General features: G+C 27.2%; 18 protein-coding genes and 4 pseudogenes. All 22 read left to right on the forward strand.

Annotation, left to right across the window (positions count from 1 at the left end; all coding sequences use genetic code 11):
- Positions 1-25: 25 nt before the first annotated feature.
- The 22 genes and pseudogenes from CSUB8523_RS05565 to CSUB8523_RS05655 all read left to right on the forward strand — a co-directional run bounded on the left by CSUB8523_RS05565 (position 26) and on the right by CSUB8523_RS05655 (position 16843).
- Positions 26-582 (forward strand): annotated as a pseudogene (locus tag CSUB8523_RS05565) (hypothetical protein).
- 64 nt (positions 583-646) lie between these two features.
- A complete protein-coding gene (locus CSUB8523_RS09550; RefSeq protein ID WP_052243677.1) occupies positions 647-1225 on the forward strand; it encodes a DUF285 domain-containing protein in 579 nt (192 codons plus the stop codon).
- A 211-nt stretch (positions 1226-1436) separates the two neighbouring features.
- A complete protein-coding gene (locus CSUB8523_RS05575) occupies positions 1437-2393 on the forward strand; it encodes an ankyrin repeat domain-containing protein (RefSeq protein ID WP_082019374.1) in 957 nt (318 codons plus the stop codon).
- A gap of 1 nt (position 2394) precedes the next feature.
- Entirely contained in the window at positions 2395-2535 is a 141-nt protein-coding gene (locus CSUB8523_RS10445) for a hypothetical protein (RefSeq protein ID WP_235362539.1), read from the forward strand.
- A 332-nt stretch (positions 2536-2867) separates the two neighbouring features.
- Positions 2868-3191 (forward strand): hypothetical protein, encoded by a 324-nt coding sequence (locus CSUB8523_RS10450; protein WP_235362541.1) that lies wholly within the window; start codon positions 2868-2870, stop codon positions 3189-3191.
- Position 3192: 1 nt separating this feature from the next.
- Complete coding sequence (locus CSUB8523_RS10455) at positions 3193-3558, forward strand: hypothetical protein (RefSeq protein WP_235362543.1); 366 nt, start codon at positions 3193-3195, stop codon at positions 3556-3558.
- Entirely contained in the window at positions 3533-4033 is a 501-nt protein-coding gene (locus CSUB8523_RS10460; protein ID WP_235362544.1) for a putative toxin, read from the forward strand. The genes CSUB8523_RS10455 and CSUB8523_RS10460 overlap by 26 nt, the downstream gene beginning before the upstream one ends.
- 10 nt (positions 4034-4043) lie before the next feature.
- Positions 4044-4986: pseudogene (locus CSUB8523_RS05585) on the forward strand (ankyrin repeat domain-containing protein).
- Between the two features lie 46 nt (positions 4987-5032).
- A complete protein-coding gene (locus CSUB8523_RS05590) occupies positions 5033-5494 on the forward strand; it encodes a hypothetical protein (RefSeq protein ID WP_039663849.1) in 462 nt (153 codons plus the stop codon).
- The gene (locus tag CSUB8523_RS05595) at positions 5491-6741 is read left to right on the forward strand and encodes a hypothetical protein (RefSeq protein ID WP_043019874.1); all 1251 of its coding nucleotides are present in this window, start codon (positions 5491-5493) and stop codon (positions 6739-6741) included. Before CSUB8523_RS05590 ends, CSUB8523_RS05595 begins: the two co-directional genes overlap by 4 nt.
- A complete protein-coding gene (locus CSUB8523_RS10465) occupies positions 6734-7510 on the forward strand; it encodes an AHH domain-containing protein (protein ID WP_235362545.1) in 777 nt (258 codons plus the stop codon). The genes CSUB8523_RS05595 and CSUB8523_RS10465 overlap by 8 nt, the downstream gene beginning before the upstream one ends.
- A complete protein-coding gene (locus CSUB8523_RS05605; RefSeq protein ID WP_043019873.1) occupies positions 7510-8076 on the forward strand; it encodes an imm11 family protein in 567 nt (188 codons plus the stop codon). Before CSUB8523_RS10465 ends, CSUB8523_RS05605 begins: the two co-directional genes overlap by 1 nt.
- 82 nt (positions 8077-8158) lie before the next feature.
- Positions 8159-8715, forward strand: a pseudogene (locus CSUB8523_RS05610) (hypothetical protein).
- A 64-nt stretch (positions 8716-8779) separates the two neighbouring features.
- The gene (locus CSUB8523_RS09555; protein ID WP_052243677.1) at positions 8780-9358 is read left to right on the forward strand and encodes a DUF285 domain-containing protein; all 579 of its coding nucleotides are present in this window, start codon (positions 8780-8782) and stop codon (positions 9356-9358) included.
- A 211-nt stretch (positions 9359-9569) separates the two neighbouring features.
- Entirely contained in the window at positions 9570-10526 is a 957-nt protein-coding gene (locus tag CSUB8523_RS05620; RefSeq protein ID WP_082019374.1) for an ankyrin repeat domain-containing protein, read from the forward strand.
- The gene (locus CSUB8523_RS05625; protein ID WP_043019875.1) at positions 10519-12162 is read left to right on the forward strand and encodes a putative toxin; all 1644 of its coding nucleotides are present in this window, start codon (positions 10519-10521) and stop codon (positions 12160-12162) included. The genes CSUB8523_RS05620 and CSUB8523_RS05625 overlap by 8 nt, the downstream gene beginning before the upstream one ends.
- Positions 12163-12172: 10 nt before the next feature.
- On the forward strand, positions 12173-13114 hold the full coding sequence (locus CSUB8523_RS05630; protein ID WP_082019375.1) for an ankyrin repeat domain-containing protein: 942 nt from the start codon (positions 12173-12175) through the stop codon (positions 13112-13114).
- Between the two features lie 46 nt (positions 13115-13160).
- Positions 13161-13622, forward strand: coding sequence for a hypothetical protein (locus CSUB8523_RS05635; RefSeq protein WP_039663849.1), 462 nt, complete (start codon positions 13161-13163; stop codon positions 13620-13622).
- On the forward strand, positions 13619-14869 hold the full coding sequence (locus CSUB8523_RS05640) for a hypothetical protein (protein ID WP_043019874.1): 1251 nt from the start codon (positions 13619-13621) through the stop codon (positions 14867-14869). Before CSUB8523_RS05635 ends, CSUB8523_RS05640 begins: the two co-directional genes overlap by 4 nt.
- Positions 14862-15638, forward strand: coding sequence for an AHH domain-containing protein (locus CSUB8523_RS10470; RefSeq protein ID WP_235362545.1), 777 nt, complete (start codon positions 14862-14864; stop codon positions 15636-15638). The genes CSUB8523_RS05640 and CSUB8523_RS10470 overlap by 8 nt, the downstream gene beginning before the upstream one ends.
- Complete coding sequence (locus CSUB8523_RS05650) at positions 15638-16204, forward strand: imm11 family protein (RefSeq protein ID WP_043019876.1); 567 nt, start codon at positions 15638-15640, stop codon at positions 16202-16204. Before CSUB8523_RS10470 ends, CSUB8523_RS05650 begins: the two co-directional genes overlap by 1 nt.
- A gap of 82 nt (positions 16205-16286) precedes the next feature.
- Positions 16287-16843, forward strand: a pseudogene (locus CSUB8523_RS05655) (hypothetical protein).
- Positions 16844-16845: the final 2 nt, after the last annotated feature.

Here is a 16845-nt window from a genome sequence, read left to right on the forward strand (position 1 = left end):
CAAATACCATAATAAAGAATAGAAAATGACAAGAGAACAAGCAGAACAATTATAAAAGAAGAAAAGTTGATTGATACAACTTGGTATCCTTCTTATAAACATTTAGGAGAATATCATCTTACTATGTGGTTTGATTCTGATAATAATAAATATGAAACTTTCTATGTTGGAGAAAGGGGGAGTGTTAGTCTTAGCTATTCTTTTGATAGTGAAAAAGAAGCTATTGATAAAATGTTACAGATGAATTATAGGCGAAAAAAATACGATGGAAAAGATATTAAAGAATATCTAACAAAAGAAGTAGCATTAAAAATCATCAAAGAAGAAAATCTAGAAGTGATTTGGTATGATGAAGCACTTAAACCAATACGAGCAGGTATTAAACACGATAAACAAAGAGATAAATATATTTCTTTTATCACTAATGCTAAAGCAGAGCTTATAGAATATAGAAGTATTGAGTTTGATGGGGATAGATATAGTGAAACTTTTGAAAGAATATTGAATGATGAAAGTATAGCCCTTTATGCTCTTATCAATCGTGCTAGAATGATTAAGCAAAACAAAATTAGCTTTGTATAAATGTTTTCCTTATGATTTGATATGAAAATTTTAGTTATAATTTTATTTTATACAAGGAGGGCTTATGCAAGATTTAGATTCACAACTTTTAAAAGCAATAAACGATTTAAGAAAATCCAATATATCAGAATGGGAAGCTAAAAAAGCAGTCATTTTAGAGCTTTTTGATAAGGGTGCAAGCATCCCACAATATACACTAGACAATCTAGAAACTTATCTTAGTGATTTAGAGCAAGAGTATTGGGATGATAGGGCAGTATATGCAGGCAGAAGCATAAAAAATAGCGATGAATATGAGCTATTTAATATACTTTCAAGATTAAATGCAGCAAAAAGCAAGAAAAAATCACTTGATGGACTTTTTAAGATCGCAAAAAGCAAGGGTGTTACACATACTCCAAAAAACAAAGCCGAGCTTGTAAAATTAGTCAAAGATAAAAATATTTATTTGGGTGATATTGATATTAGCAATATTACAAATTTTAAAAACCTATTTAAAAAAAGCAAACGAAGAGATTTTAGTGGAATTGAAATTTGGGATGTAAGTAATGTTACAGATATGAGCTCTATGTTTGAAGGTTGTGAAAACTTTAATGGAGATCTAAGCAAATGGAATATTTCAAATGTTACTAAATACATATGAAATTTCTATACTTACGAAATTTGCCAAAAACTTAAATAAAAAGAACATATTAGCAAATAAATAATCCTAACATCGCAAAAATACGATTTAGGAAAAATACAAGTAATTATAGATGATAAAGGTTTGAGAGTAAAAGGAGGTGATTTAAGAGCGGATTAAAAGCAATTTTCTTAAATTAAAACTAAAATTACAAAAAACTAAAGGAAAAACAATGAAAACATTAGAAGATATCAAAGCTATGAGTTTTGAAGAAAAAATGCAAATTCAAAAACAATTATTTGATTTTATTAGTAATAATGACTTGGAAAATGTTAAAAATCTTTTAAAAGATTATCCCATAAAAGAAAGCTTTTATGAGGCACATTTTACATACCATCATAATAATGAAGATTACGAGCTATCTTTATTTGATCCAGCAGCGAGCTTGCTGAAAGCTGCATATGCTTGCGAAGAAAATAATAATGATTTTTCTATTTTAGATTATTTATTTGATGAGTATGGATTAAGTTTAAAAGATCCTAAATATAATTTTGCTTTTCCCGACATGAAATACATCAAAGAAGCTAATGAAAAATACATCTTAATGAAAAAAGTAGAAGAAAACAGCATTATTTATCAAAAAGCTCTAATCTACGCATATATACTAGGCACTAAAAACCCAAATTCTCAAATCATACAATATCTAGTCAATCGTGGAGCTAAATTTGAAGTGCATAAAGATGGCTTTGGTTGGACTCCTATGCATTTTTGGGTTATGCAGAATAATTATGAATTATTAGAACTAGCTATTAAAGGAGGAGCTAATGTGGATATACAAACCCGACTTATTCAAGAGAGTGAATACAATGAAACCCTTTTATTTGAAGCTGTAAAAGAACCTGAAACTTATAGGGTTACAAAACTTTTAATCGAACTAGGAGCTAATGTGAATTTTGCTACCCCAAGAACTCCTTTAGATGATGCAAGAGGATCTAGAAATAAAAAACTTTTAAAAGATGCAGGAGCAATGACTTCAGAGCAAATCAGAAAAAAATATAATTTACCAGCATATGATTCTTCTCATTGTGAAATTGATGGAAAAACTGACTTTGATTTATTGGGTAAATATCGTGATGAATGCTCTAAACTTTTAAACGATGCTATAAAAAAAGCCAAGGAGAATGAGTAGAGTGATAAAAATTAACTTTACCGATGTCAATTTTCATATCAAAGAATTTCAAAAGGTTTATATACTAGAAAATTGCAAATTGTATTTTTACAGTCCTTTTCATTTGCAAACAGAAGATAAAAAACAATGGAAAAAAATTTGAAGATAAAAATGGAACAATTCATCAAGAAAAAGAAATTGAAAAAATAAATTCCCAAGATCAATCAAACGAAAAAGCTGATATCACAAAAGAACAAGCAAAAGATTATGCACAAAAAATCGATAAAGAGATAAACAAACTTGATGAAAATAATTTTGCTTCAAATATACAAACACAAAGCATAGAAAAGCGACAAGATAAATTTAAAGACTATGATATCTTTTATGATGTTTATACAAGTAAAGATAATGATATCAAAAGCTTAAATGAAGAGTTAAAATATAACGATGGCTTTGAAGTAAAAGATGGTATAGCTACAGTTAAAGCAGATTTTTTTGATAAATGCTTTGAAGAAAAAAAAATATATTTTAATACCAAGATTAGTATCTTTAGAAAAAAATGAAACATTACACTTTGATCCTGCGCCTTTAGAAGATAAGGGCTTTGTAGTGACTGATTTTAGAAAAGGGAAAAAAGATGAAAAAAATATAGATTTAAGCTTTCAAAGAAGTATAGCTAAAATAAAAAATCCTAATTTAACTTTGCAAAGCCCTAAAGAATTCCTACAAGTTTTAAATGACAATAGAGATTTTACAGAAGATGATAAAAAAGAGCAAGCACAAGCTATCCAAGAAGCTTGCGCAAAAAAAAGCAGATGAAATGACTAAAATCTTGCTTAAAGATGATGAAAGTTTAAAAGATATTATTACAGATAAGCAAGAATTAAAGAAGAAAATAAGTGAATTACAAAAAGAACCCAAAACAAATGAAAAACTAAGCCTACTAGGCAGGCTTGAATTTTTACAAAGAAATCAAGATAAAGCTGAAAAACATAAAGACATGATTGATCAACTTCAAAACCCTCAACAAGCTAGTGATGATAAAAAAGATGATGCTGATGATGATTTTTCAGATAGTAGAACAAACAGCACCACTCCAAACCAAGAAGAACAAAAAAATAAAACCATCAATTCAAAAGATATAGGAGATGCAGGAGAATATGCTGCTTCTATGCTTTTTTACTAAAAGATCAACTAGGTATTTATCTAATAGAAGAAAACTAGATGCTAATTTTAATACTAAAGGTTTTAATCACACCATACCTGATTTTTTAGTAACGCTAAATGATTACCCTACTTTAGTAGAGGTTAAAAATGTCAAAGATCAAGCTTTAACAGAACAAATAAGCTTTGAATTAAAACTTGCTAGAGAATATGAGCTTGATTATTTATTTTTATGCAATCATTACACAAAATTAATAGATAATATAACTAATCTAGAGATATTTAATAAAGGCGATGAAGATCACAAAGGATCAAGAAGTGGTTTTATCTACCACAGACATGCTCACAGAAGCATAAAGACAATATTTAAAGAAATGTATCTACACCATATCAAAGGAGCAACACCTAATAAAATCATGATAAAAAGATTAAATTTAAATGATCCTGCTAATATAGAAGAAGAATTAAACAAAAACAAACAAATACAAAAAAACTAAAGGAAAAACAATGAAAACATTAGAAGATATCAAAGCTATGAGTTACAAACAAAAAAGATGAATTAGAAGATCTAGTTCTTGAAGCTATAGATGATAATGACTTAGTTAAAGTAAAAGATATTTTAAAAGATTATCCTGTAAAAATATCTTGTTATGAGCTTAATATCAAAGATGAGGATGGAGACTTCCCTTTATTTGATCCTTATTATTTGATAGTAAGAGCTGCATTTGCTTGCGAAGAAAATAATAATGATTTTTCTATTTTAGATTATTTATTTGATGAGTATGGTTTAAGTTTAAAAGATCCTAAATATAATTTTTGCTTTACAGATATGAAATACATCAAAGAAGCTAATGAAAAATACATCTTAATGAAAAAAGTAGAAGAAAACAGCATTATTTATCAAAACGCTCTAATCTATGATTATATACTCAATGCTGATAATCCAAATTCTCAAATCATACAATATCTAGTCAATCGTGGAGCTAAATTTGAAGTGCATAAAGATGGCTTTGGTTGGACTCCTATGCATTTTTGGGCTAGACGCAATAATTATGAATTATTAGAACTAGCTATTAAAGGAGAAGCTAATGTGGATATGCAAACTTTTAGTAAATTAAGAAAATACAGCAAAACTCTTTTATTTGAAGCTGTAAAAGAACCTGAAACTTATAGGGTTACAAAACTTTTAATCGAACTAGGAGCTAATGTAAATTTTGCTACCCCAAGAACTCCTTTAGATGATGCAAGAGGATCTAGAAATAAAAAGCTTTTAAAAGATGCAGGAGCAATGACTTCAGAGCAAATCAGAAAAAAATATAATTTACCAGCATATGATGATTCTCATTGTGAAATTGATGGAAAAACTGACTTTGATTTATTGGGTAAATATCGTGATGAATGCTCTAAACTTTTAAACGATGCTATAAAAAAGGCTAAAGAAAGTGAATGAGGGAATAAAAATTAACTTTAGCTAAAATAAATTATAAGGAGAGATTATGAAAAATAAAATTTTATTAGATGAAGATATACAAGAAGTGTTTAATTACTATCTTGAAAATGATAATTATGTAAAAGATGCCTTAGATGGTTTAAAAAAACACAAACGAAGAACTTTCATAAGTAACATCTTAAGTTATGAATATAAAAATTTAGTAGAAAACAACAACTTAAAATTTGATGAAAAAGATAAGGTTGTTTTACCGTCTAATCTAATCACTATTTTAGACTATGATAAAAAGAATTTTAATGGGACGATTCTTCGAAATTTTATAAATGATTTGGAATTTGAATTAGAACATATAGAAATGGAACTTTATGATAATCCTGCTGATTTTGAAGGAGGAGATTATTACAGTGAAGATAGCGAATGTGATGAGGATTATACAGTGGAGGATTGGGTAGAAGATCAGGTAAAAGATATAAAAGATTTTATTGATGCCTTGAAAACTTTTAAATGAAACAAACATTAAGTGCCAATCAAGTTAGCTTTCATCTTTTATCTAAAAAAACTTTTAGTGATGAAAAATACCTTAACGCTTGGAGTTTAAAAGGCAATCGCCTTAATTTACAAGAATGGCTTAGCTTTAAAAAAGCTAATGAAAATAATTTCTATAATAAACATTTAGAAAACACCTTAAAAGCTATACAAGAACTTAAAGCTTATTTTAGTGTTGATCAATTTGAAGGTATAAATTTACATGGTGATGATGAATGGTTAAATTTTTTACCTTCAAATTATACTCAAATTTATAATCGCTTATGTCAAGATAAAAGCAAGTATATTTTACACCGATACTATCAAAAAGATGATTTAAGTGAAATAGGAACTCTTAAAAACCTCTCTCCTAATTTTCCTTTTTGGGATGAAAAAGGAGAAAATTTTTCTCAAAGCCAAATCAATACTTTTATAGAAAAAGATAATCTAGCACCCTATTTTAATAAATACGATGTTTATTTTAATTCTTCATTATGCCTTACTTTTAATCTTAATGATGAAAATTTAAATTATCTAATAAAAAATTATGAAGATAGGCTTAATTATGGTTTTACCCCAAAAACCCAAGAACAACTTCAAAAAGAGTTAAATTTAAGCAAAGATGAAAAAATCATCTTAGAACTTGAAAATATTTTTTTAAGTCTTTGTAAAGGCATAAGTGCTGATTATGCCTTTATGGATTTTTCTTATTTTTTTATAGGGTATGATTATATATTAAATTCTAAAAATAATACTTTAAAATCTTACCCTATTAGTTATGATGAGTTAATTTATAAAAGAAGTTTTAAAGAGTATATTGAAGAATATGCAAATAATTATTTTTTAAATTATTATTCTAAAGAACTTTTAAATGAACTTGAAAATCAAGACTTAAATAACAATAGAATAAAGCATTATCTTAAAAACTATAATAAAATTCCAAAAAATACAGCAGAAGAAAGCATACAAGGTATGCTTTCTAAGCAAAAAAATGTAAATATCAACTTTGTAAATTTTATAGACTATAAAGACTATGTTTACAACAACAAAGAAGATTTTTGGAATTTCTCACTAGAAGAAAACTCTATACTTTGGCAAAAATTTCTAAGCAAGGATATTCTAAAACCTTTTCCTTTAAATTTTGATTGTTCTTTAGAAGAAAAACTTCTTTATGCTAAAGATGAGCAATTAAAAAGCATACTTCAAACCCACAAGGTTTTCTATGGTTAAAAAAAGAAAAATCACTCTTGCTAGAATAGAAGATATTAATATAAGTCCTGATACTTCTTGTATGCATCCTATATTAGAAGATAATACTTTATTATGCATACATGGAGGTAAGGTTAAGTTAAAAGCAAAGAATGCTAAAAGGATAAAATCAGATAATACTCCCATTATGCTTCATAATGAAATACAAGGAGCTAGTATAAGTGGATGTGTAAATCCACCTATAGCAGGAGGACCTTGCACTAAAGTAGCTTTAGTATTGGCTTATACTTATTCCAATCATAAAGTAAATCATAAACATTCTGTTTTACAAATGGGTTTAATAGGAGTAAGTAATAAAGGTTATCCTATACTAGCTATACCTAAGAAAAATAAGATTAAATTTGCTCTAACTAAAATACAAGCTAATCCTCTTGCTAAGATTAAATGGGACAAGATAAAATGGGAAGGGATGGAAAGCCACAACAAACAACAACCAATTCAAACCCATCACATTGCTACCGATAAAAATAAAAGATTTACTAAAGAATTTCGAAAAATAACAAAAAAATATAACTTGGAATTGGATGGAGATTGGAACAAAGTTAAAATGCCACATCGTGGAAGACATCCTAATGAATATCACGAATATATTCTTGAAAAAATGAGTAAAATTGATAAAATAGCTAGAGGAGATAAGGATAAATTCTTAAAAGAATTTGAAAAACTAAAAGAAGAAATCAAAAATAATCCTGTTTTACTTCATAAAGAATACTATAAGGAGAGAAATTAATGAAATATTATAAAATGATGTATAATGGACAACATAATGATGTTGATAATTGGATAAACTGTATTAAGTCAGATATAAAAAACAATGACAAATATGCACTTTTAGAATCCAAACCTATCACAAATTGGCAAACACCTAGTTTTGAAATCGACAAAGATGATGGTAACATACTGACTGATCTTATACACAATGACTGTGGTTGGCGTATAGTCTCTCCAAAATTTGTAAATTTAATGCAAGATTTAATTAAAGATTGTGTGCAATATTTAGATGTAGAAATTAAAAGTCAGGAAATAAATTATTATGATTGTAAAATTATGCATGTAACAAAATCACTTGAAGTTTTAGATTATGAACATTCTATATATACTTATATGGGCGATAATGATGAATATCTAAGTATTACTAAAGCTGTTTTAAAAAAATCAAAACTTGATGGAAGTCATATATTTAGAATTAAAGATGATGAAGTACCTGTTTTTGTATCAAGTGAATTTAGAAAAATAGTGAGAGAAAACAATTTATTAGGTTTTAGTTTTAGTGAAGTTATGGTATATGAAAATTAATAAACATATAAAAATATTACAATTATAAATTATATAAACTTATTAGGTTTTATCAAACAAATACCATAATAAAGAATAGAAAATGACAAGAGAACAAGCAGAACAATTATAAAAGAAGAAAAGTTGATTGATACAACTTGGTATCCTTCTTATAAACATTTAGGAGAATATCATCTTACTATGTGGTTTGATTCTGATAATAATAAATATGAAACTTTCTATGTTGGAGAAAGGGGGAGTGTTAGTCTTAGCTATTCTTTTGATAGTGAAAAAGAAGCTATTGATAAAATGTTACAGATGAATTATAGGCGAAAAAAATACGATGGAAAAGATATTAAAGAATATCTAACAAAAGAAGTAGCATTAAAAATCATCAAAGAAGAAAATCTAGAAGTGATTTGGTATGATGAAGCACTTAAACCAATACGAGCAGGTATTAAACACGATAAACAAAGAGATAAATATATTTCTTTTATCACTAATGCTAAAGCAGAGCTTATAGAATATAGAAGTATTGAGTTTGATGGGGATAGATATAGTGAAACTTTTGAAAGAATATTGAATGATGAAAGTATAGCCCTTTATGCTCTTATCAATCGTGCTAGAATGATTAAGCAAAACAAAATTAGCTTTGTATAAATGTTTTCCTTATGATTTGATATGAAAATTTTAGTTATAATTTTATTTTATACAAGGAGGGCTTATGCAAGATTTAGATTCACAACTTTTAAAAGCAATAAACGATTTAAGAAAATCCAATATATCAGAATGGGAAGCTAAAAAAGCAGTCATTTTAGAGCTTTTTGATAAGGGTGCAAGCATCCCACAATATACACTAGACAATCTAGAAACTTATCTTAGTGATTTAGAGCAAGAGTATTGGGATGATAGGGCAGTATATGCAGGCAGAAGCATAAAAAATAGCGATGAATATGAGCTATTTAATATACTTTCAAGATTAAATGCAGCAAAAAGCAAGAAAAAATCACTTGATGGACTTTTTAAGATCGCAAAAAGCAAGGGTGTTACACATACTCCAAAAAACAAAGCCGAGCTTGTAAAATTAGTCAAAGATAAAAATATTTATTTGGGTGATATTGATATTAGCAATATTACAAATTTTAAAAACCTATTTAAAAAAAGCAAACGAAGAGATTTTAGTGGAATTGAAATTTGGGATGTAAGTAATGTTACAGATATGAGCTCTATGTTTGAAGGTTGTGAAAACTTTAATGGAGATCTAAGCAAATGGAATATTTCAAATGTTACTAAATACATATGAAATTTCTATACTTACGAAATTTGCCAAAAACTTAAATAAAAAGAACATATTAGCAAATAAATAATCCTAACATCGCAAAAATACGATTTAGGAAAAATACAAGTAATTATAGATGATAAAGGTTTGAGAGTAAAAGGAGGTGATTTAAGAGCGGATTAAAAGCAATTTTCTTAAATTAAAACTAAAATTACAAAAAACTAAAGGAAAAACAATGAAAACATTAGAAGATATCAAAGCTATGAGTTTTGAAGAAAAAATGCAAATTCAAAAACAATTATTTGATTTTATTAGTAATAATGACTTGGAAAATGTTAAAAATCTTTTAAAAGATTATCCCATAAAAGAAAGCTTTTATGAGGCACATTTTACATACCATCATAATAATGAAGATTACGAGCTATCTTTATTTGATCCAGCAGCGAGCTTGCTGAAAGCTGCATATGCTTGCGAAGAAAATAATAATGATTTTTCTATTTTAGATTATTTATTTGATGAGTATGGATTAAGTTTAAAAGATCCTAAATATAATTTTGCTTTTCCCGACATGAAATACATCAAAGAAGCTAATGAAAAATACATCTTAATGAAAAAAGTAGAAGAAAACAGCATTATTTATCAAAAAGCTCTAATCTACGCATATATACTAGGCACTAAAAACCCAAATTCTCAAATCATACAATATCTAGTCAATCGTGGAGCTAAATTTGAAGTGCATAAAGATGGCTTTGGTTGGACTCCTATGCATTTTTGGGTTATGCAGAATAATTATGAATTATTAGAACTAGCTATTAAAGGAGGAGCTAATGTGGATATACAAACCCGACTTATTCAAGAGAGTGAATACAATGAAACCCTTTTATTTGAAGCTGTAAAAGAACCTGAAACTTATAGGGTTACAAAACTTTTAATCGAACTAGGAGCTAATGTGAATTTTGCTACCCCAAGAACTCCTTTAGATGATGCAAGAGGATCTAGAAATAAAAAACTTTTAAAAGATGCAGGAGCAATGACTTCAGAGCAAATCAGAAAAAAATATAATTTACCAGCATATGATTCTTCTCATTGTGAAATTGATGGAAAAACTGACTTTGATTTATTGGGTAAATATCGTGATGAATGCTCTAAACTTTTAAACGATGCTATAAAAAAAGCCAAGGAGAATGAGTAGAGTGATAAAAATTAACTTTACCGATGTCAATTTTCATATCAAAGAATTTCAAAAGGTTTATATACTAGAAAATTGCAAATTGTATTTTTACAGTCCTTTTCATTTGCAAACAGAAGATAAAAACAATGGAAAAAAATTTGAAGATAAAAATGGAACAATTCATCAAGAAAAAGAAATTGAAAAAATAAATTCCCAAGATCAATCAAACGAAAAAGCTGATATCACAAAAGAACAAGCAAAAGATTATGCACAAAAAATCGATAAAGAGATAAACAAACTTGATGAAAATAATTTTGCTTCAAATATACAAACACAAAGCATAGAAAAGCGACAAGATAAATTTAAAGACTATGATATCTTTTATGATGTTTATACAAGTAAAGATAATGATATCAAAAGCTTAAATGAAGAGTTAAAATATAACGATGGCTTTGAAGTAAAAGATGGTATAGCTACAGTTAAAGCAGATTTTTTTGATAAATGCTTTGAAGAAAAAAAATATATTTTAATACCAAGATTAGTATCTTTAGAAAAAAATGAAACATTACACTTTGATCCTGCGCCTTTAGAAGATAAGGGCTTTGTAGTGACTGATTTTAGAAAAGGGAAAAAAGATGAAAAAAATATAGATTTAAGCTTTCAAAGAAGTATAGCTAAAATAAAAAATCCTAATTTAACTTTGCAAAGCCCTAAAGAATTCCTACAAGTTTTAAATGACAATAGAGATTTTACAGAAGATGATAAAAAAGAGCAAGCACAAGCTATCCAAGAAGCTTGCGCAAAAAAAGCAGATGAAATGACTAAAATCTTGCTTAAAGATGATGAAAGTTTAAAAGATATTATTACAGATAAGCAAGAATTAAAGAAGAAAATAAGTGAATTACAAAAAGAACCCAAAACAAATGAAAAACTAAGCCTACTAGGCAGGCTTGAATTTTTACAAAGAAATCAAGATAAAGCTGAAAAACATAAAGACATGATTGATCAACTTCAAAACCCTCAACAAGCTAGTGATGATAAAAAAGATGATGCTGATGATGATTTTTCAGATAGTAGAACAAACAGCACCACTCCAAACCAAGAAGAACAAAAAAATAAAACCATCAATTCAAAAGATATAGGAGATGCAGGAGAATATGCTGCTTCTATGCTTTTTACTAAAAGATCAACTAGGTATTTATCTAATAGAAGAAAACTAGATGCTAATTTTAATACTAAAGGTTTTAATCACACCATACCTGATTTTTTAGTAACGCTAAATGATTACCCTACTTTAGTAGAGGTTAAAAATGTCAAAGATCAAGCTTTAACAGAACAAATAAGCTTTGAATTAAAACTTGCTAGAGAATATGAGCTTGATTATTTATTTTTATGCAATCATTACACAAAATTAATAGATAATATAACTAATCTAGAGATATTTAATAAAGGCGATGAAGATCACAAAGGATCAAGAAGTGGTTTTATCTACCACAGACATGCTCACAGAAGCATAAAGACAATATTTAAAGAAATGTATCTACACCATATCAAAGGAGCAACACCTAATAAAATCATGATAAAAAGATTAAATTTAAATGATCCTGCTAATATAGAAGAAGAATTAAACAAAAACAAACAAATACAAAAAAACTAAAGGAAAAACAATGAAAACATTAGAAGATATCAAAGCTATGAGTTACAAACAAAAAGATGAATTAGAAGATCTAGTTCTTGAAGCTATAGATGATAATGACTTAGTTAAAGTAAAAGATATTTTAAAAGATTATCCTGTAAAAATATCTTGTTATGAGCTTAATATCAAAGATGAGGATGGAGACTTCCCTTTATTTGATCCTTATTATTTGATAGTAAGAGCTGCATTTGCTTGCGAAGAAAATAATAATGATTTTTCTATTTTAGATTATTTATTTGATGAGTATGGTTTAAGTTTAAAAGATCCTAAATATAATTTTTGCTTTACAGATATGAAATACATCAAAGAAGCTAATGAAAAATACATCTTAATGAAAAAAGTAGAAGAAAACAGCATTATTTATCAAAACGCTCTAATCTATGATTATATACTCAATGCTGATAATCCAAATTCTCAAATCATACAATATCTAGTCAATCGTGGAGCTAAATTTGAAGTGCATAAAGATGGCTTTGGTTGGACTCCTATGCATTTTTGGGCTAGACGCAATAATTATGAATTATTAGAACTAGCTATTAAAGGAGAAGCTAATGTGGATATGCAAACTTTTAGTAAATTAAGAAAATACAGCAAAACTCTTTTATTTGAAGCTGTAAAAGAACCTGAAACTTATAGGGTTACAAAACTTTTAATCGAACTAGGAGCTAATGTAAATTTTGCTACCCCAAGAACTCCTTTAGATGATGCAAGAGGATCTAGAAATAAAAAGCTTTTAAAAGATGCAGGAGCAATGACTTCAGAGCAAATCAGAAAAAAATATAATTTACCAGCATATGATGATTCTCATTGTGAAATTGATGGAAAAACTGACTTTGATTTATTGGGTAAATATCGTGATGAATGCTCTAAACTTTTAAACGATGCTATAAAAAAGGCTAAAGAAAGTGAATGAGGGAATAAAAATTAACTTTAGCTAAAATAAATTATAAGGAGAGATTATGAAAAATAAAATTTTATTAGATGAAGATATACAAGAAGTGTTTAATTACTATCTTGAAAATGATAATTATGTAAAAGATGCCTTAGATGGTTTAAAAAAACACAAACGAAGAACTTTCATAAGTAACATCTTAAGTTATGAATATAAAAATTTAGTAGAAAACAACAACTTAAAATTTGATGAAAAAGATAAGGTTGTTTTACCGTCTAATCTAATCACTATTTTAGACTATGATAAAAAGAATTTTAATGGGACGATTCTTCGAAATTTTATAAATGATTTGGAATTTGAATTAGAACATATAGAAATGGAACTTTATGATAATCCTGCTGATTTTGAAGGAGGAGATTATTACAGTGAAGATAGCGAATGTGATGAGGATTATACAGTGGAGGATTGGGTAGAAGATCAGGTAAAAGATATAAAAGATTTTATTGATGCCTTGAAAACTTTTAAATGAAACAAACATTAAGTGCCAATCAAGTTAGCTTTCATCTTTTATCTAAAAAAACTTTTAGTGATGAAAAATACCTTAACGCTTGGAGTTTAAAAGGCAATCGCCTTAATTTACAAGAATGGCTTAGCTTTAAAAAAGCTAATGAAAATAATTTCTATAATAAACATTTAGAAAACACCTTAAAAGCTATACAAGAACTTAAAGCTTATTTTAGTGTTGATCAATTTGAAGGTATAAATTTACATGGTGATGATGAATGGTTAAATTTTTTACCTTCAAATTATACTCAAATTTATAATCGCTTATGTCAAGATAAAAGCAAGTATATTTTACACCGATACTATCAAAAAGATGATTTAAGTGAAATAGGAACTCTTAAAAACCTCTCTCCTAATTTTCCTTTTTGGGATGAAAAAGGAGAAAATTTTTCTCAAAGCCAAATCAATACTTTTATAGAAAAAGATAATCTAGCACCCTATTTTAATAAATACGATGTTTATTTTAATTCTTCATTATGCCTTACTTTTAATCTTAATGATGAAAATTTAAATTATCTAATAAAAAATTATGAAGATAGGCTTAATTATGGTTTTACCCCAAAAACCCAAGAACAACTTCAAAAAGAGTTAAATTTAAGCAAAGATGAAAAAATCATCTTAGAACTTGAAAATATTTTTTTAAGTCTTTGTAAAGGCATAAGTGCTGATTATGCCTTTATGGATTTTTCTTATTTTTTTATAGGGTATGATTATATATTAAATTCTAAAAATAATACTTTAAAATCTTACCCTATTAGTTATGATGAGTTAATTTATAAAAGAAGTTTTAAAGAGTATATTGAAGAATATGCAAATAATTATTTTTTAAATTATTATTCTAAAGAACTTTTAAATGAACTTGAAAATCAAGACTTAAATAACAATAGAATAAAGCATTATCTTAAAAACTATAATAAAATTCCAAAAAATACAGCAGAAGAAAGCATACAAGGTATGCTTTCTAAGCAAAAAAATGTAAATATCAACTTTGTAAATTTTATAGACTATAAAGACTATGTTTACAACAACAAAGAAGATTTTTGGAATTTCTCACTAGAAGAAAACTCTATACTTTGGCAAAAATTTCTAAGCAAGGATATTCTAAAACCTTTTCCTTTAAATTTTGATTGTTCTTTAGAAGAAAAACTTCTTTATGCTAAAGATGAGCAATTAAAAAGCATACTTCAAACCCACAAGGTTTTCTATGGTTAAAAAAAGAAAAATCACTCTTGCTAGAATAGAAGATATTAATATAAGTCCTGATACTTCTTGTATGCATCCTATATTAGAAGATAATACTTTATTATGCATACATGGAGGTAAGGTTAAGTTAAAAGCAAAGAATGCTAAAAGGATAAAATCAGATAATACTCCCATTATGCTTCATAATGAAATACAAGGAGCTAGTATAAGTGGATGTGTAAATCCACCTATAGCAGGAGGACCTTGCACTAAAGTAGCTTTAGTATTGGCTTATACTTATTCCAATCATAAAGTAAATCATAAACATTCTGTTTTACAAATGGGTTTAATAGGAGTAAGTAATAAAGGTTATCCTATACTAGCTATACCTAAGAAAAATAAGATTAAATTTGCTCTAACTAAAATACAAGCTAATCCTCTTGCTAAGATTAAATGGGACAAGATAAAATGGGAAGGGATGGAAAGCCACAACAAACAACAACCAATTCAAACCCATCACATTGCTACCGATAAAAATAAAAGATTTACTAAAGAATTTCGAAAAATAACAAAAAAATATAACTTGGAATTGGATGGAGATTGGAACAAAGTTAAAATGCCACATCGTGGAAGACATCCTAATGAATATCACGAATATATTCTTGAAAAAATGAGTAAAATTGATAAAATAGCTAGAGGAGATAAGGATAAATTCTTAAAAGAATTTGAAAAACTAAAAGAAGAAATCAAAAATAATCCTGTTTTACTTCATAAAGAATACTATAAGGAGAGAAATTAATGAAATATTATAAAATGATGTATAACTATAATCATAACGATGTGGATAATTGGTACTCTTGTGATCTTGTAGATATAAAAAATAACGATGAATATGCACTTTTAGAATCCAAACCTATCACAAATTGGCAAACACCTAGTTTTGAAATCGACAAAGATGATGGTAACATACTGACTGATCTTATACACAATGACTGTGGTTGGCGTATAGTCTCTCCAAAATTTGTAAATTTAATGCAAGATTTAATTAAAGATTGTGTGCAATATTTAGATGTAGAAATTAAAAGTCAGGAAATAAATTATTATGATTGTAAAATTATGCATGTAACAAAATCACTTGAAGTTTTAGATTATGAACATTCTATATATACTTATATGGGCGATAATGATGAATATCTAAGTATTACTAAAGCTGTTTTAAAAAAATCAAAACTTGATGGAAGTCATATATTTAGAATTAAAGATGATGAAGTACCTGTTTTTGTATCAAGTGAATTTAGAAAAATAGTGAGAGAAAACAATTTATTAGGTTTTAGTTTTAGTGAAGTTATGGTATATGAAAATTAATAAACATATAAAAATATTACAATTATAAATTATATAAACTTATTAGGTTTTATCAAACAAATACCATAATAAAGAATAGAAAATGACAAGAGAACAAGCAGAACAATTATAAAAGAAGAAAAGTTGATTGATACAACTTGGTATCCTTCTTATAAACATTTAGGAGAATATCATCTTACTATGTGGTTTGATTCTGATAATAATAAATATGAAACTTTCTATGTTGGAGAAAGGGGGAGTGTTAGTCTTAGCTATTCTTTTGATAGTGAAAAAGAAGCTATTGATAAAATGTTACAGATGAATTATAGGCGAAAAAAATACGATGGAAAAGATATTAAAGAATATCTAACAAAAGAAGTAGCATTAAAAATCATCAAAGAAGAAAATCTAGAAGTGATTTGGTATGATGAAGCACTTAAACCAATACGAGCAGGTATTAAACACGATAAACAAAGAGATAAATATATTTCTTTTATCACTAATGCTAAAGCAGAGCTTATAGAATATAGAAGTATTGAGTTTGATGGGGATAGATATAGTGAAACTTTTGAAAGAATATTGAATGATGAAAGTATAGCCCTTTATGCTCTTATCAATCGTGCTAGAATGATTAAGCAAAACAAAATTAGCTTTGTATAAAT

The organism is Campylobacter subantarcticus LMG 24377 (assembly GCF_000816305.1).
Taxonomy (GTDB): domain Bacteria; phylum Campylobacterota; class Campylobacteria; order Campylobacterales; family Campylobacteraceae; genus Campylobacter_D; species Campylobacter_D subantarcticus.

Bases quoted from the DNA above. Each gene is read 5' to 3' on its own strand.
- CSUB8523_RS10465 (WP_235362545.1), top strand. From the start codon at position 6,734: ATGGTTAAAAAAAGAAAAATCACTCTTGCTAGAATAGAAGATATTAAT.
- CSUB8523_RS05590 (WP_039663849.1), top strand. From the start codon at position 5,033: ATGAAAAATAAAATTTTATTAGATGAAGATATACAAGAAGTGTTTAAT.
- CSUB8523_RS05605 (WP_043019873.1), top strand. From the start codon at position 7,510: ATGAAATATTATAAAATGATGTATAATGGACAACATAATGATGTTGAT.
- CSUB8523_RS05595 (WP_043019874.1), top strand. From the start codon at position 5,491: ATGAAACAAACATTAAGTGCCAATCAAGTTAGCTTTCATCTTTTATCT.
- CSUB8523_RS10460 (WP_235362544.1), top strand. From the start codon at position 3,533: ATGCTGCTTCTATGCTTTTTTACTAAAAGATCAACTAGGTATTTATCT.
- CSUB8523_RS05620 (WP_082019374.1), top strand. From the start codon at position 9,570: ATGAAAACATTAGAAGATATCAAAGCTATGAGTTTTGAAGAAAAAATG.
- CSUB8523_RS05630 (WP_082019375.1), top strand. From the start codon at position 12,173: ATGAAAACATTAGAAGATATCAAAGCTATGAGTTACAAACAAAAAGAT.
- CSUB8523_RS10455 (WP_235362543.1), top strand. From the start codon at position 3,193: ATGACTAAAATCTTGCTTAAAGATGATGAAAGTTTAAAAGATATTATT.
- CSUB8523_RS05650 (WP_043019876.1), top strand. From the start codon at position 15,638: ATGAAATATTATAAAATGATGTATAACTATAATCATAACGATGTGGAT.
- CSUB8523_RS09550 (WP_052243677.1), top strand. From the start codon at position 647: ATGCAAGATTTAGATTCACAACTTTTAAAAGCAATAAACGATTTAAGA.
- CSUB8523_RS05635 (WP_039663849.1), top strand. From the start codon at position 13,161: ATGAAAAATAAAATTTTATTAGATGAAGATATACAAGAAGTGTTTAAT.
- CSUB8523_RS05640 (WP_043019874.1), top strand. From the start codon at position 13,619: ATGAAACAAACATTAAGTGCCAATCAAGTTAGCTTTCATCTTTTATCT.
- CSUB8523_RS05575 (WP_082019374.1), top strand. From the start codon at position 1,437: ATGAAAACATTAGAAGATATCAAAGCTATGAGTTTTGAAGAAAAAATG.
- CSUB8523_RS09555 (WP_052243677.1), top strand. From the start codon at position 8,780: ATGCAAGATTTAGATTCACAACTTTTAAAAGCAATAAACGATTTAAGA.
- CSUB8523_RS05625 (WP_043019875.1), top strand. From the start codon at position 10,519: ATGAGTAGAGTGATAAAAATTAACTTTACCGATGTCAATTTTCATATC.
- CSUB8523_RS10470 (WP_235362545.1), top strand. From the start codon at position 14,862: ATGGTTAAAAAAAGAAAAATCACTCTTGCTAGAATAGAAGATATTAAT.